Origin of the sequence: Synechococcus sp. SynAce01, assembly GCF_001885215.1 — a bacterium.
GTDB lineage: Bacteria > Cyanobacteriota > Cyanobacteriia > PCC-6307 > Cyanobiaceae > Regnicoccus > Regnicoccus frigidus.
On record NZ_CP018091.1, the window covers coordinates 2,205,811 to 2,220,143 of the forward strand.

Annotated in this window: 14 protein-coding genes and 2 tRNA genes; 10 read left to right on the top strand and 6 right to left on the bottom strand. The window is 66.0% G+C overall.

Annotated features, from left to right (window positions below; all coding sequences use genetic code 11):
- Positions 1-66: 66 nt before the first annotated feature.
- Entirely contained in the window at positions 67-795 is a 729-nt protein-coding gene (locus BM449_RS11475) for an NAD-dependent epimerase/dehydratase family protein (protein ID WP_071801331.1), read from the top strand.
- Here the strand turns inward: BM449_RS11475 and map are convergent.
- Positions 792-1,655 carry a type I methionyl aminopeptidase gene (map, locus tag BM449_RS11480; RefSeq protein ID WP_071801332.1) on the bottom strand — a complete coding sequence of 288 codons (864 nt, stop codon included), beginning with the start codon at positions 1,653-1,655 and terminating at the stop codon, positions 792-794. The genes BM449_RS11475 and map overlap by 4 nt on opposite strands.
- A 55-nt stretch (positions 1,656-1,710) precedes the next feature.
- Between map and BM449_RS11485 the strand changes: the two genes are divergently transcribed.
- From BM449_RS11485 to gltX, 7 genes are all read left to right on the top strand, one after another.
- Positions 1,711-2,022 carry a peptidase gene (locus tag BM449_RS11485; RefSeq protein WP_071801333.1) on the top strand — a complete coding sequence of 104 codons (312 nt, stop codon included), beginning with the start codon at positions 1,711-1,713 and terminating at the stop codon, positions 2,020-2,022.
- Between the two features lie 41 nt (positions 2,023-2,063).
- Positions 2,064-2,516: a 50S ribosomal protein L19 gene (rplS, locus tag BM449_RS11490; RefSeq protein ID WP_071801334.1), complete on the top strand. Its 453-nt coding sequence runs from the start codon at positions 2,064-2,066 to the stop codon at positions 2,514-2,516.
- A gap of 79 nt (positions 2,517-2,595) precedes the next feature.
- Positions 2,596-2,668: transfer RNA gene (locus BM449_RS11495), tRNA-Trp, on the top strand.
- A 36-nt stretch (positions 2,669-2,704) separates the two neighbouring features.
- A complete protein-coding gene (locus BM449_RS11500; protein WP_006043540.1) occupies positions 2,705-2,893 on the top strand; it encodes a hyperconserved protein Hcp in 189 nt (62 codons plus the stop codon).
- 24 nt (positions 2,894-2,917) lie between these two features.
- Entirely contained in the window at positions 2,918-3,418 is a 501-nt protein-coding gene (locus BM449_RS11505; protein ID WP_071801335.1) for an NAD(P)H-dependent oxidoreductase, read from the top strand.
- Between the two features lie 111 nt (positions 3,419-3,529).
- Positions 3,530-3,603, top strand: a tRNA-Asp gene (locus BM449_RS11510).
- Between the two features lie 40 nt (positions 3,604-3,643).
- Positions 3,644-5,083 (top strand): glutamate--tRNA ligase, encoded by a 1,440-nt coding sequence (gene gltX, locus BM449_RS11515; RefSeq protein WP_071801336.1) that lies wholly within the window; start codon positions 3,644-3,646, stop codon positions 5,081-5,083.
- Here gltX and BM449_RS11520 read toward each other — a convergent pair.
- Positions 5,054-6,346, bottom strand: a complete 1,293-nt coding sequence (locus BM449_RS11520) for a cation:proton antiporter (protein ID WP_233830698.1) — start codon at positions 6,344-6,346, stop codon at positions 5,054-5,056. The genes gltX and BM449_RS11520 overlap by 30 nt on opposite strands.
- A 132-nt stretch (positions 6,347-6,478) precedes the next feature.
- Between BM449_RS11520 and polA the strand changes: the two genes are divergently transcribed.
- Together polA and BM449_RS11530 are read left to right on the top strand one after the other, a co-directional pair.
- A complete protein-coding gene (gene polA / locus BM449_RS11525) occupies positions 6,479-9,439 on the top strand; it encodes a DNA polymerase I (protein WP_071801337.1) in 2,961 nt (986 codons plus the stop codon).
- 85 nt (positions 9,440-9,524) lie between these two features.
- A complete protein-coding gene (locus BM449_RS11530) occupies positions 9,525-9,980 on the top strand; it encodes a hypothetical protein (RefSeq protein WP_071801338.1) in 456 nt (151 codons plus the stop codon).
- On the opposite strand, the gene BM449_RS11535 is transcribed toward BM449_RS11530, so the two are convergent.
- The 4 genes from BM449_RS11535 to BM449_RS11550 are packed head-to-tail and all read right to left on the bottom strand — an operon-like array spanning position 9,977 to position 14,194.
- A complete protein-coding gene (locus BM449_RS11535) occupies positions 9,977-11,962 on the bottom strand; it encodes a nucleoside-diphosphate sugar epimerase/dehydratase (protein ID WP_071801339.1) in 1,986 nt (661 codons plus the stop codon). The two genes, BM449_RS11530 and BM449_RS11535, sit on opposite strands and share 4 nt — an antisense overlap.
- Entirely contained in the window at positions 11,959-12,471 is a 513-nt protein-coding gene (locus tag BM449_RS11540; protein ID WP_071801340.1) for a hypothetical protein, read from the bottom strand. The genes BM449_RS11535 and BM449_RS11540 overlap by 4 nt, the downstream gene beginning before the upstream one ends.
- Entirely contained in the window at positions 12,468-13,379 is a 912-nt protein-coding gene (locus BM449_RS11545; RefSeq protein ID WP_071801341.1) for an archaeosortase/exosortase family protein, read from the bottom strand. Before BM449_RS11545 ends, BM449_RS11540 begins: the two co-directional genes overlap by 4 nt.
- Entirely contained in the window at positions 13,376-14,194 is an 819-nt protein-coding gene (locus BM449_RS11550) for an HpsJ family protein (protein WP_145536695.1), read from the bottom strand. The genes BM449_RS11545 and BM449_RS11550 overlap by 4 nt, the downstream gene beginning before the upstream one ends.
- Between the last annotated feature and the right edge of the window lie 139 nt (positions 14,195-14,333).

The window sequence follows — 14,333 nt, forward strand, 5'->3', positions numbered from 1 at the left end:
AGGTGGGGGCCGCTCAGCCGATGGCAACCGGCCACCGACACTGGGTGGCCGTGTGATTCCCTGCCGGTGTTCCGCCCCCTTCTTCCCCTGCGCGATCGAACCGTGGCGGTCAGTGGCGCCGCTGGTTCTCTGGGTCAGGCCCTGCTGCGCCGCTTCGATGGCCAGGGAGCACGGCTGATCGGCCTGACCAGCCAGACCAGCCCCCTCAGCATCGCGGGCAGCTCCGGTGCGCCGATCCCCCTGCGTTCGGTTCAGTGGCGCTGCGGGGAGGAGCAGGCCCTGGGCGCGTTGCTCGAGCAGGTGGACATTCTGGTGATCAACCACGGCGTTAATAGCTTTGGTGACCGCAGTGCTGGAGCGGTTGAGCGCAGCCTGGAGGTGAACGCGCTCAGCGCCTGGCGGCTGGTGGAGCTGTTCCTCTCCCTGCCGGAGCGCCCGGCCGGTAGCCCGGCCCGGGAGCTGTGGGTGAACACCTCAGAGGCGGAGATCCTGCCGGCAGTGAGCCCGCTGTATGAGATCAGCAAGCGGCTGCTGGGACAGCTGCTGAGCCTACGGGCCCTCGATTGCAGCGGCGCCAACCCCTGCCGCATCCGCCGCCTGGTGCTAGGGCCGTTCCGGTCCGGCCTCAATCCCTACGGCGTGATGGGCGCCGACTTTGTGGCCGGCCAGGTGATCGCCCAGGCACGCCGCCATCTGGGCCTGATCATCGTGACCCCCAACCCGCTCACCTATGCGCTGATGCCGCTGGTGACGGCCCTGCGCCACGGCTACTTCCGCTTGACCAGTCGGGCTTAGAAGTCGCGGTCGGTGAGGATCTCGCAGCCGTCACTGGTAACCACAATCGTGTGCTCCCACTGGGCCGAGAGGCTGCCATCGGCGGTGACCACGGTCCAGCGGTCGGCCAGGGTGCGGCAGACCTTGCTGCCGGCGTTGAGAATCGGCTCCACCGCCAGGGTCATGCCGGCACGCAGCTTGACGTTGGGCAGGTCGTTGGTGCGGAAGTTGAACACCGAAGGCTCTTCGTGCAGGTTGCGGCCGACGCCATGGCCGGTGTAGTCCTCCACGACGGCATAGCCGTGGGCTTCGACGTGGTCTTGAACAGCGCCAGCGATGTCGAGCAGGGTGTTGCCGGCCTTGACCTGGGCCAGGCCCTTCATCAGCGACTCCTGGGCCACCCGACTCAGCCGGCGCGCCTCCTCGGAGCTCTCACCCACGCAGACGGACACGCAGCTGTCGCCGTGATACCCCTCGTAGTAGGCGCCCGTGTCGATCTTGAGCAGGTCGCCTGCGCGGATCACCTGTTTGGAGCTGGGGATGCCGTGCACCACCTGGTTGTTGATGCTGGCGCAGATGCTGGCCGGGAAGCCGTGATAGCCCTTGAAGCTGGGGGTGGCCCCCATCGAGCGGATGCGCTTTTCGGCCTGACGGTCCAGGTCGGCGGTGGTCATGCCGGGAGCGGCCAGTTCGAGCAGTTCGCGCAGCACGGTGGCGACGATGCGGCTGGCCTGGCGCATGATCTCGATTTCGCGCGCCGACTTGATCTCAACGCCACGGCGGCCTTTCTGGATGCGCGGACCGGTCTGAACGGCGGTGGCCGTCGCCGCTTTCTTCGGTGTGGCGGTGCCCGTGGCCAGCAGGTCGGCGAACAGATTCATCGACGGGCGCCCTAACAATTCAGAATCACAAGCTACCAACTTTCCGGCAGCGACCATGCAGGCCATGGCAAGACTGCGGCGCTGGCACGGCCGCTTAGCCCCGCTGGTGCTGGCACCACTGTTGCTCACCGTGCTCAGCGGCATGGGTTACCGCCTGCTGCGTGACTGGGGAGGCCTGAGCCGGGACCAGGCCCACGTGCTGATGGTGCTGCACGAGGGCGAATGGCTCGGTCGCCATGGCGAAACGGTTTATGTGGCCCTCAATGGGCTGGGCCTGCTCTGGATGCTGGCGACCGGCTTCGGCATGGCGGTGCAGCAATGGCGCCGTTCAGCGCAGGCGAAGCCCAAGACAGAGCCTGAAAGCTGAGGCGTTACAGTTGTTGTTTGGCCAGAAACCTCGGAACTGGGATGGCAGCGGAAATCAACGAAACCGATTCAACGGCAGCTACTGCAACGGCAGCTCCAGAGGCAAGCCCAGAGGCTGCCAAGCCGGCTGGCCCCAAGCTTTGCGCCTATGACCTGATTAAGGCCTTTGAAGCCGAGCAGCTCAAGAGCGATCTGCCTGAGCTCTATGTGGGCGACACCGTTCGCGTGGGCGTGCGCATCAGTGAGGGCAACAAGGAGCGGGTTCAGCCTTACGAGGGCGTGGTGATTGCCAAGCGCCACGGCGGCATGAACGAAACGATCACCGTCCGGCGCATCTTCCAGGGCATCGGTGTGGAGCGGGTGTTCATGCTGCACAGCCCGCAGGTGGCCACGGTCAAGGTGGAGCGGCGCGGTAAGGTTCGCCGGGCCAAGCTCTTCTACCTGCGCGATCGGGTTGGTAAGGCCACCCGCGTCAAACAGCGTTTCGATCGCTGAAGTTTCGTTCCAACGTTTTTATTCGTCGTTTCAATTTCCCGGTGCTGCCCTTGGGCACCGGGCGAAAGGGCCTCTTCTTGCGCCGTTAGTTCAGTTGGTAGAACGCAGGTCTCCAAAACCTGATGTCGGGGGTTCAAGTCCTCCACGGCGCGCTCGATGCCCTTTCCTGCACTTTCCTGGTTCCGGACATGGAGTTGGATTTACAGCCCGGTGATGTGGTCAAAGTTCTGGAGTCTGCGGCTCTTGGCTGGGTCCGTGCCCGGGTGATCCGGGTCAAATCCGGTGGTCGTGTTGTTGTCCAAAGCGACCAGGGTCGTGAGTTCACCGCCCGGGGTAACCAGGTGCGCTTGATCGAACCGGCCGGCTTCCGTCCCTAGGCTCCCTGCAGCTTTGGCGTCTTCATGCTCATCCTGGCGGCCAGCAATGGCCATAACCTCGTCTTGGCGCGACGCGTCAGCTCGATTGCGGCGGAGCAGGGGCACGGCGTTGAGCTGATCGATCTTGTCGCCCTGGGTCTGTCGCTCTACACCCCGGCGGCCGAAGCGGTGGGACCAGGAGCGAATCTGGATCGGCTCGCCACTGAACTGCGCCTGCACCAGCGGCTGTGGATCTGTGCGCCTGAGTACAACGGCTCGCTGCCCCCCAGCCTCTCCAGTGCCCTGGCCTGGCTTTCGCGGACCACCAGCGATTTCCGCAGCCTCTTCAACGGCCTGCCGGTGGCGCTCTCCAGCCACAGCGGCGGCAGCGGCCAGAAGGCCCTGAGCGCGATGCGGCTCCAGTTCTCCCACCTCGGCTCCACGGTGCTGGGGCGCGAGTTGAGCTGCAGCGACGAACGGGCGGCCAATCCCGAGAGCATCGCGGCGATGTTGGTGGAGCTGCACCGCCTGCCCACTCCTGGTTGACGGCGGGACAGGCGGCGGTTGATACTGCCGTGGTCGCTCTGGCGGCACCGATAGCCGCACCGGCGCCGGGTTGATTCCCGTCTGCCAGTACGCTGCCGGTTCGCATCATCTGGGACTGTAGTTCAACCGGTTAGAGCACCGCCCTGTCACGGCGGAAGTTGCGGGTTCGAATCCCGTCAGTCCCGTTTGGCTCTTTGAGCCCTTGTCATCAAGGAGAACGTTGTTGTGACGGTGCGGGTACGCCTGGCTCCCAGCCCCACCGGCACGCTTCATATCGGCACGGCCCGAACCGCTGTTTTCAACTGGCTGTTCGCCCGCCATCACGGCGGTGCGTTCCTGCTGCGGATCGAGGACACCGACAAGGAACGCTCCAAGCCGGAATTCACCGCCAACATCCTCGATGGCCTCTCCTGGCTCGGCCTGGGCTGGGACGGCGAGCCGGTGATCCAGAGCGAGCAGATCGAAGCCCACCGCGCCGCCATTGCCCAGTTGCTCGCCAGCGGCCACGCCTACCGCTGCTTCATGAGCGAGGCGGAACTCGAGCAGATGCGCCAGGAGCAGAAGGACCTCAACGCACCGCCACGCCACAACAATGCCCACCGCGATCTCAGCGCTGCCCAGCAGGCAGCCTTTGCCGCCGAAGGCCGCGAGGCGGTGATCCGTTTCCGCATCGACGACCAGGCCACGATCGGCTGGAGTGATCTGGTGCGGGGTGAGATGCGCTGGAGCGGCAACGACCTCGGCGGTGACATGGTGATTGCCCGCCGCGCCCCGGCAGCGGACATCGGCGATCCCCTCTACAACCTGGTGGTGGTCGTCGACGATGCCGCCATGGCGATCAGCCATGTGATCCGCGGCGAAGACCACATCGCCAACACCGCCAAGCAGCTGCTGCTCTACGAGGCGCTGGGGCTGCCCCTGCCGGTGTTTGCCCACACCCCGCTGATCCTCAATGGCGAAGGGCGCAAGCTCTCCAAGCGCGATGGGGTCACCTCGGTGGCTGATTTCCGCGACCGCGGCTACACCGCCGAGGCGCTGGTCAATTACATGACCCTGCTGGGTTGGTCGCCGCCCGAGGGCATGGCTGAACGTTTCGGCCTGGCGGAGGCGGCGGCGGCCTTTGGTTTTGAGCGGGTCAACCGGGCCGGAGCCCGCTTCGACTGGGACAAGCTCAACTGGCTCAACAGCCAGGTGCTGCATGAGCGCAGCCCTGCCGTTCTGTTGGCTGAACTGCTGCCGCTCTGGCAGGCCGCAGGCTGGTGGGATTCGAGTGCTGATGGGGCCTGGGGCGAGCAACTCGCCGCCCTGCTCGGCCCGTCGCTGGTGACCCTGCAAGACGGCCTCGACCAGGCCCGTCCGTTTTTTGAATGGCCCGGCTACGACGCGACCGCGACCGGACAGCTGGCTTCGGCGGAGGCCCGCTCGGCGCTCGCTGCCCTGCTGGAGGCGCTGCCGGCTAGCGATCAACCGCTGGCCGACGCCACGGCCCGGGAGCTGTTGGCTGTAGCCGCCAGTGGGGCTGGCGTCAAGAAAGGCGTGGTGATGAAGAGCCTGCGGGCGGCACTGCTCGGCAGCCTGCAGGGCCCGGATCTGATCACCACCTGGTGCCTGCTGCACCCAAGCGGCGAAGATCGCTCACGCCTTGAGCGCAGCCTCGCCACCTGAGCCAAGCGAATCTTCGCTGGTCTCTTCGCCGTCCACTTCGTTTTCGCTGGGGGCGGGCCGCACCAGGCCGAGCAGTTTCGCCAATGGGGCCGCCGTCAGCCCCTGGATGCCCACCGTCATCAGGATCGTCAGGAAGACCAGGCCCTGCAGCTGGCCGGCCCCGGGAACCCCGGCTTCATCGAGCCGCAGGGCGAACAGGCTGGCCACCGCAGCGGTGACGATGCCGCGTGGGGCCAGCCAGGCCAGCAAGACCTTCTGGGGCAGGCTGAGCGGTAAGCCGGCTGTGGCGATCCCCATGGCCAGGGGCCTCACCACCAGCATCAGGGCCAGCACGCAGGCCACGCCACCGAAACCGAGCGGGCTGAGCTCCGCCCAGGAGACATCGGCGGCCAGCAGGGGGAACAAAATGCTGACCGCCAGCTGAGCCAGCTGGCGGATCAGGGTTTCGAGCTGGGCGGAATCGAGCTGGTCACGGCGACCCACCATCCAGCCAGCAGCCACGGAGGCCGGCAAGCCCGACTCGGGCAGCAGCACTTCGCAGCCGGTGAACATCAGAAAGAGGATGCCCAGGGTGAGCTGCAGGCGCAGGCCACTGGTGGGATCCACCGGCAGGCGGCGCAGCAGCTCGGAGAGCAACAGGCCACTGAGGAGGCCGATCACCACACCGCCACCGAGGCGAATCACCAGGTCGATACCGAGTTGCTTCCAGCCGCCCAGACCACCGAGTACCAGCTCCAGCAGCAGCAGCGCCAGGACGGCCGCGAATGGTTCGAGTACCAGGCCTTCGCCTTCAAGCACCTCTCCGAGGGGCGGCGCGAGGCGCATCTGCTGCACCAAGGGGGTGACCACCGTGGGGCCGGTGCCCAGCACGATCGCGCTGAACACCGCCGCCAACGGCCAGTTCAGCCCCGCCAGCCAGTGGGCCGCCAGCAGGCCGCAGGGCAGGGCCAGCAGCAAGCGCACCAGCACGATCCGCAGCACCGCCAGCCGTGCCACCTGCTGGGGCAGGTTGAGCTTGAGGCCGCCATCAAAGAGCACCAGGCTGACCAGCAGCCCCACCACGGTTTCGAGGCCGCTGCCCAGCTGAAAGGGGTTGACCAGGCCAAGGCCGGAGCGGCCGATCACCAGGCCGGCGGAGAGCAGCAGCACCACCGCCGGCAGGCCCGTGAGCACGGCCGTCAGCTGGGCCAGAGCGCCAGCAAAAACAGTGACTCCCCAGAGCAGTTCAAGCCGCTCGGGAGCATCGGTGATCGGAAGATTCAAGCGTTGATCGAGGTGTCTTGGGGGTCTTTCGGTTCGATCTCAATGGTGCTCAAACCAGAGCTGAAAGAAACCGATGGTAGGCAAGGGGATCTGCTCGCTCACAATGCCCCAGGAAGTGGCAGGCTGGCGCGAATGAAGGCAGCCCCCCAGTCCCAGGCCGGTCCGCCTCAGCAGCCCCTGTTGCTGCTGGTGGATGGCCACTCGCTGGCCTTCCGCAGCTTCTATGCCTTCGCCAAGGGCGGTGAGGGGGGTCTGGCCACCAAGGAGGGGGTGCCCACCAGCGTCACCTATGGCTTCCTCAAGGCGTTGCTGGACAACGTCAAGGGCCTCACCCCCCAGGGGGTGGTGATCGCCTTTGACACCGCCGAGCCCACTTTCCGCCACGAGGCCGACGCCAGCTACAAGGCCCACCGCGATGTGGCCCCGGAGCACTTCTTCAGCGATCTGGCCAACCTGCAGGAGATCCTCTCTGGGGCCATGGATCTGCCCCTGTGCATGGCACCGGGTTTCGAGGCCGACGACGTGCTCGGCACCCTGGCCAACCGGGCGGCGAACGCCGGCTGGCGGGTGCGCATCCTCTCGGGTGATCGCGACCTGTTCCAGCTCGTCGATGACGCGCGCGACATTGCCGTGCTCTACATGGGTGGTGGCCCGTACGCCAAGAGTTCAGGGCCGCTGCTGATCCGGAGTGAGGGAGTGGTGGCCAAGCTCGGCGTGACGCCGGAGGAGGTGGTGGACCTCAAGGCCCTCACCGGCGATGCCAGCGACAACATCCCCGGCGTCAAGGGGGTGGGCCCCAAGACCGCCATCACCCTGCTCAACGCCCACCTCAACCTCGATGGCATCTACGCGGCCCTCGATCAGCACAAAGGTGCCCTCAAAACAAAGCTCGAAACCGACCGTGAGAACGCCTATCGCTCGCGCATGCTCGCCGAGATCCTGATCGACATCCCCCTGCCGGCCGAACCGCGGCTGACGCTCGGCGCCGTGGATGGGGCCGCCTTGGGCCTGCGCTTAGAAGAGCTGGAGCTGTTCAGCCTGGCCCGGCAGCTGGCGGCCTTTGAGAAGGCTTTCTCGGCCGATCACCAAGCTGAGGGCTCGCCGGATTCCGCAGCGGCCAGACCGTCGTCTGCAGCATCAACGGCCGCCAGCACAGAGGAAACCGCACCAGGCCCCGCTGATCCAAGTGCGCCCAGCCTGCAGCCCCAGATCATCCAGAGCCCAGAGCAGCTCGAAGCCTTGCTGTTGCGGCTGATGGCGGCCAGCGATCCCGCCCGGCCGATCGCCCTCGACACCGAAACCACTTCCTTGAATCCCTTCCAGGCGGAGCTGGTGGGAGTGGGCCTCTGCTGGGGTGAGGCCCCCGCCGATCTGGCCTACATCCCGATCGCCCACCAGTTCGGGGAAGCCACTGATCTGCTGGAGCAGGCACCGGTGCCACCCCGGCAGTTGCCCCTCGATGGGGTGCTCACGGCCCTGGCCCCCTGGCTGGAGAGTGCCCAGCACCCCAAAACCCTGCAGAACGCCAAGTACGACCGGCTGATCCTGCTGCGCCATGGCCTGAACCTGGAGGGGGTGGTGATGGACACCCTGTTGGCCGATTACCTGCGCGATGCCAATGCCAAGCACGGGCTGGAGGTGCTGGCCGAGCGCAATTTCGGTTTCGCGCCCGAGGGCTTCAGCGCGCTGGTGGCCAAGGGCGACACCTTCGCAGGGGTGCCGATCGAAGCCGCCGCCCGCTACTGCGCCATGGATGTGCACCTCACCTGGCGGCTGACGCCGCTGCTGCGCGGCCAGCTGCAGCAGCTGGGGGAAGCCCTGCCGCAGTTGCTCGATCAGCTGGAGTTGCCGCTGGAGCCGGTGCTGGCCCGCATGGAGGCCACCGGCATTCGCATCGACAAGCCCTATCTGGCGACCCTGAGCGAAGAACTGGCCGGCGCTCTCGCCAGCCTCGAGGCCGGTGCCCGCGAAGCCGCTGGTGTGGAGTTCAACCTGGCCTCACCCAAACAACTGGGCGAGCTGCTGTTCGACACCCTGGGGCTGGAGCGCAAAAAATCGCGCAAGACAAAAACGGGCTGGAGCACCGACGCGGCCGTGCTCGAAAAACTCGAGGCCGATCACCCGGTGGTGCCGCTGGTGCTGGAGCACCGCACCTTGAGCAAGCTCAAAAGCACCTATGTGGATGCGCTGCCAGCCCTGGTGGAGCCAGAAACCGGCCGCGTTCACACCGACTTCAACCAGGCGGTGACCGCCACCGGACGGCTCTCCAGCAGCCATCCCAACCTGCAGAACATCCCCATCCGCACGCAGTTCAGCCGCCGCATCCGCAAGGCCTTCCTGCCCCAGGAGGGCTGGCAGCTGATCAGCGCCGATTACTCCCAGATCGAGCTGCGCATCCTCACCCACCTCTCAGGCGAAGAGGTGCTGCTGGAGGCCTACGCCAACGGCGACGACGTGCATGCCCTCACCGCCCGCCTGCTACTCGACAAAACCGAGGTGACAGCAGAGGAGCGCCGCCTGGGCAAAACAATCAACTTTGGCGTGATCTACGGCATGGGCGCCCAGCGCTTCGCGCGCGAAACAGGCGTGAGCCAGGTGCAGGCCAAGGAGTTTCTCTCGAAATACAAAGAGCGCTACCCCAGGGTTTTCGGTTTTCTGGAGCTGCAGGAGCGGCTGGCCCTCAGTCGCGGCTATGTGGAGACAATCCTGGGGCGTCGCCGCCCCTTCGCCTTTGACCCCGGTGGCCTCGGCCGGCTGAAAGGCAAGCCACCAGAAGAGATCGAGCTGGAGGTGGCCCGCCGCGCGGGAATGGAAGCTCAGCAACTGCGGGCGGCGGCCAATGCACCGATCCAAGGCTCATCGGCCGACATCATCAAGCTGGCGATGGTGCAGCTCGATCAGGAGCTGCGCGCCTCAGGGCTGCCCGCCCGACTGTTGCTGCAGGTGCACGACGAACTGGTGCTGGAGGCGGCCCCCGACGCCCTCGACACCGTTCTGGCCACGGTGAAACGGGTGATGGAGAACGCCGTTCGCCTCCGCGTTCCCCTGGTGGTGGACACCGGCTGGGGAGCGAACTGGATGGAGACAAAGTGATTGAAGAAGTGATCGAAGCGGCAGTCAGAGCGACCCTGCCAAGTCAGAATTTGATCCCTATTCGTGCCGCTGAGCACACCTGGTCTTGACGCCCTCCTTCCTGCCACCAGCTGAAACGCCGCGTCGCAACCGCCGACCACGCAAGCGGGAGTTGTTCTGCCCAGCCCACCCTGAGCAGCAGTTGCTGGGCAACGGCCGCAAGTATTTTTTGCATCTGCTCACCCCCGAAGAGCTCAAGCAACGGGGCATGAGCGACAAGAAGGCCCGCCTGCTGATCCAGGCCTACCCGGTGCTGGTGCTCAGCAACGAATGGCTGGAGCAACTGTTCTGTCCTGAGTGCGGCTGCAGCCGCTGGTGCCATGTGGCACGGCTGGATCGGGTGGAGCACACGGTGCGCTGGGCACCGCGCGAACTCTGGGAGCAGGTGGCCCATGTGGATCCGGTGGTGGCCAACCCGAGCGTGAGCGAGTTCAGCCGCCGGGAAGCAGGGCGCCAGCGTCAGAAGCGTGCCGACAACAGCCGGTACTTCGATCCTGGCTAGGGGGTGATTGCGGGCTCATTATTCGCAGTATTCGGCCCGTACTCGGGCACCAGTTGCTGCAGAACAGCCACAGCAGCTTGCTCATCCCAGACCGCCAGAGCCTGTTCCATCTGGTCCATCAGCTCGGAGAGGCGATCGGCGGCTAGAGCGCTCTCGTGGGCCAGATGAATCAGCGGATGGGCGGTGGGACAATCTGAGTCCCCGATCAGCAGCTCCTCATAGAGCTTCTCGCCGGGTCGTAGGCCCGTGAACTGGATCGAGATGTCGCCGTCGGGATGGTTGGCGTCGCGGAGTCGGCAACCGGAGAGCCGAACCATCTGGCGCGCGAGGTCAACGATGCGCAACGGTTCGCCCATGTCGAGCAGGAAGACCTCACCGCCCTGGGCGAGGCCCGCGGCCTGCAGCACCAGCTGGGCCGCCTCCGGAATGGTCATGAAGTAGCGGGTGATCTCGGGGTGGGTCACGGTGAGCGGCCCGCCGCTGGCGATCTGCTCACGAAACAAGGGCACCACCGAACCGGAAGACCCGAGCACGTTGCCGAAGCGAACCATCGAGCAGACCGGACCCGCTCCGGTGGCGGTGATCCTGGCCGCGGCAGCCTGAACCAGCAGTTCACAGGCGCGCTTGCTGGCCCCCATCACATTGGTGGGGCGCACGGCTTTGTCGGTGGAAATCAGGATGAAGCGTTCGAGATCGCAGGCCATGGCGGCCTCCAGGACCGAGCGGGTGCCCAGGAGGTTGTTGCACAGCCCCGCACAGATGTTGCCCTCCACCAGAGGCACGTGTTTGTAGGCCGCTGCGTGGAACAGCGCATCAACGTTGTGCTCCAGCAGGAGTTGTTGGAGGCGCGATTGATCCCGCACATCGCCCAGCAGAGGAATCAGCAACGGATGGCTGTGCAGGCCCGGTTCCGTCGCCAGCGATCCGAGTAACTCCTGCTCGATGGCGTAGAGGCCGGCTTCGCTCTGTTCCAGCAACACCAGCCGGGCGGGCTGCTGGCGCAGGATCTGGCGGCAGAGTTCCGAACCGATCGAGCCGCCGGCACCGGTGACCAAAACCGAGCGCCCGCAGACCGGAAGCCGCAGCAGATCAGGGTCAGGCGGGCTGGGGTCGCGGCCGAGCAGCTCCTCGATCGCCACGGGGCGGAGATCGGTCACGGCCTGTTCGCCCGTGGCGATCCGGGACAGGGAGGGCATCAAGAGCACGGTCAAGCCCATCCCACGGAGCTGCAGCGCCAATTCGCGTCGCCTGACCAATGGAGCTGAGGGGATGGCCAGCAGTACCTGGCGGATGCCGTAGCGATCAATCAGCGCCGCCAGATCACGGCTGGAATGGACCGGCAGCTGCTGCAGCTGCCGCCCGCTGAGCGTGGGGTCATCATCCACCGCCGCCACGAGCTCGAAGCGCGGGTGGTGGCGCAACTCAGAGAGCAGCAATGAGGCGGCCTGGCCAGCGCCGAACACCAGGGTGGGAATTTTGGGGCTCGCTGGACGAGAGGCCAACGCCACAGCCGCTGGGCCGTCGCCGCGGACGCGCAGCCAGTAACGCAACAGATCACGCAACACAATCCGGCTGGCGATCAGGGCACCTGAACAGAACAGCCAGACCAGCGGCCAGAAGGCACGGAAGGGCGGATCGTCATGGCCAACCAGGGTGCTCACCAGCAGCACCAGCAAGACGATCAAGGCCGTGCGAGGCAGCAGGGCATAGAGCGCATGACTACCCGTGTAACGCGTCAGACCCCGATACCAGCCACTGATCCCCAGCACGGCGATGCCGATGGCCACCGCCAAGGGCAACAGGAACAGATTGCTGCGCAACATCGGCGAGAACGGTTGATTCAGCCGCAGGGCGAAGGGCAGCCAGAAGCTGAACACGAACAGGGCCGAATCAAGGGCGATCAGCATCAGGCGCCGGCTCAGCACCTCGGGGAAGGGCAGCGCCTCCAGCAGGCGCAGAACAAGCCGATCAGGCCGGATCATCGGGGCAGGCTTTCCCACAGGCAAGTGTTGGCGCGGTAAGGCCGCAGGCCGGCCAGCCAGGTCCCAATCTCCTGTGGGCTGGGCCGTTGGGGGGCCTTCCAGGCCTGCCAGGCCGCGTCGGTGGGCTGCTCGCTCAGGATCGTTCCATTCCTATCCAGCACGACGCAGCGCCCTTTGCTGCCCGGTCCGATCAGGGCCGGGCCGATCGCCTCGACAGGCATTTCGACGCCGGTGCCGCTGCTGGCCAAGGTGAGCAGACGCAGCCGAATCGGTGCCCCCCCGCCAGCGCCGGCGGGCTGGTAGTTGGCTGCTGCCACCAGGGTGAGTGCTGGCGGGGGATCGCCAGGATCGTCAGCCGCCGGCCCCCGCTGGTAGAGACGGCCCTGACGCTCGAGTTGATCCGGCAAGGCTGGCCACGGCCCGGCCCCGGGCGAGCGGAACCAGGTTTCCAGTGAGAGCAGCGTGGCCCAACCGGCCAGGGCGAAGAGAGCCCACGGTGCCCCAGTCATGGCTTTGTGCCCTGCATCAGGCGGGTGTGGCGCAGATTCAGCTCCAGCACCAGCACCCACAGCAGGCAGGTCAGGGCCATGGCCGCCAGCGAGAAGAGATTCGCGCCCAGCCCCTCATGCCAGAAGCTGAAGCTGCGCCACTGGTCCAGGCCTTCGAGGCCGGGGCTGAAATCGGTGTAGGCCAGCAAGACGATACGCAGCGTATTGACAACGAACGCCATCACAACAGCGAGCAGGCCCAGAACGATTCCGGCTGCCAGAGAACGCCATCGCGAGGGGAAGGGCGGACGGGCAGGAGGTGGCAGCAGAATCACCAAGACCAATGCCGCCGCCAGGCAGAGCGCCATGGTGTTCACGCCCGTGCAGCTGGCATCCACCACCAGAACTTTGTCATTCAAGAGGATGTTTCTGCCCTCGGAGAAGGCAGGACGACCCAGCACCCAGAGCAGCAGCGAGGAGATCCAGGCGGTGAGCGAGGCCAGAGCATCGGTGGGCAGGAAGCGATTGATCAACACCTGGCCCGGCAGCAAAGCGCCAATCAGGCCCAGGCTGGCCAGATCAGTGGAGCGCCAGGCCAGGCCGCTGAGCAGGCCCAGCCCCAGCAGGGAAGCCAGGGGCAGCAGATGCAGCAAGGGGTCGTAGAGGCGAGCCACGCGGCTGAGCACCAGCAGGCTCCAGAGCAGCAACAGCAGGGCAGGCACCACCCTGTAGCCCGACAACTGCTGCAGGGGAGGGTTGGAACCCTGCTCTTCGCGCTCCAACAGCAGCAAGCCCCCCGCCAGCCAGGAGAGGCTGGCCATGATGGCGAAATCAGCCAAGCCCGAGCGGACCAGCAAGGTGAGCTGGGCTGCCGCAAGGGAGCAGAGCAGGGTGAGCCGAGCCCAGCCTTCCGCCGAGGCCCGGATCATGCGGCAGTCTCGCCCGAATCTGATTCGGGCTCCAGCTCGTCGTCTTCCAAAGCCTGCCTGAGCCGGCGGGCCTCAAGCACCCGCTCCACGGTGGTCTGCAACGACCGCGGCCAGATGAACGCCGCAGCGAGGTAATACAAGGAATAGAACAGTGCTGTGAGGCCAAGCCTCACCATCTGGCGGGCCAGCTGACCGGAGGCATTGGCGCGCGCCACCTGGCTCTGGCGGCGCAGGTTGGCCTCGGCCCTGGTGAGCAGCCGTTCCACTTGCTGTCGCAGCTCCGGCAGCGTGCTGTTCTGATCCAGGGGGGTTCCCTCCTGTTGCAGGGCCTGCAGGATCTGGGGCTGGCCGGCCACCACCCGCCGCAGCCGCTCCACGCTGGTTTCCCCATCCAGCTGCCTGCGGAACTCGCTCAGGCTCTCCTGGGAGGTGCGCACCTGACCCTCAAATGAAGCCGACGCGTTAGTGGAGATCTGTTGCCCCACCCCGACCACCGCCACGGCCGTGAGCAAGTAAAGCAGGGCTGCCAGGCGCAGCAGAGGCCGCAGCCAACGCGCCAGCCAGCATTCCCAGAGGGCCGGCAGGGCGTCGCCGCTGAAACCAAAGAACAGAAACAACAGCGCCACCGCTGGCAGGGTGGAGCGCTCCAGCACCTCAGCCATCACCGCCAACAGTCGCTGGGAATCACCGAACGGGGGCGGCAGCAGCGTTGTCAGCACACTGGCCAGGAACACCAACAACAAGGTGTAGGAGCAGAGGCGTCCGAGGCTGCGAGCTTTGCGACGGCTGAAGTCGTCCTGCAACTCAATTGTCATGGAGGGTGGACGACCTCAACCTGCCGCGACGTTACGACGCATGCCTGCGAATGAAGCGCGTGCGTGCGTGCGTGGAAAGACTTCAGCGGCCATGGCCTGTCCCCTGACTTGATTTCCCATACACTCAGCTCAAAGGGCT

Excerpts from the sequence above, each read along its gene's own strand:
- BM449_RS11535 (WP_071801339.1), bottom strand. The coding sequence starts at position 11,962 with ATGATCCGGCCTGATCGGCTTGTTCTGCGCCTGCTGGAGGCGCTGCCC.
- BM449_RS11550 (WP_145536695.1), bottom strand. The coding sequence starts at position 14,194 with ATGACAATTGAGTTGCAGGACGACTTCAGCCGTCGCAAAGCTCGCAGC.
- BM449_RS11540 (WP_071801340.1), bottom strand. The coding sequence starts at position 12,471 with ATGACTGGGGCACCGTGGGCTCTCTTCGCCCTGGCCGGTTGGGCCACG.
- BM449_RS11545 (WP_071801341.1), bottom strand. The coding sequence starts at position 13,379 with ATGATCCGGGCCTCGGCGGAAGGCTGGGCTCGGCTCACCCTGCTCTGC.
- map (WP_071801332.1), bottom strand. The coding sequence starts at position 1,655 with ATGAATCTGTTCGCCGACCTGCTGGCCACGGGCACCGCCACACCGAAG.
- BM449_RS11500 (WP_006043540.1), top strand. The coding sequence starts at position 2,705 with ATGGAGTTGGATTTACAGCCCGGTGATGTGGTCAAAGTTCTGGAGTCT.
- BM449_RS11485 (WP_071801333.1), top strand. The coding sequence starts at position 1,711 with ATGCAGGCCATGGCAAGACTGCGGCGCTGGCACGGCCGCTTAGCCCCG.
- BM449_RS11505 (WP_071801335.1), top strand. The coding sequence starts at position 2,918 with ATGCTCATCCTGGCGGCCAGCAATGGCCATAACCTCGTCTTGGCGCGA.
- polA (WP_071801337.1), top strand. The coding sequence starts at position 6,479 with ATGAAGGCAGCCCCCCAGTCCCAGGCCGGTCCGCCTCAGCAGCCCCTG.
- rplS (WP_071801334.1), top strand. The coding sequence starts at position 2,064 with ATGGCAGCGGAAATCAACGAAACCGATTCAACGGCAGCTACTGCAACG.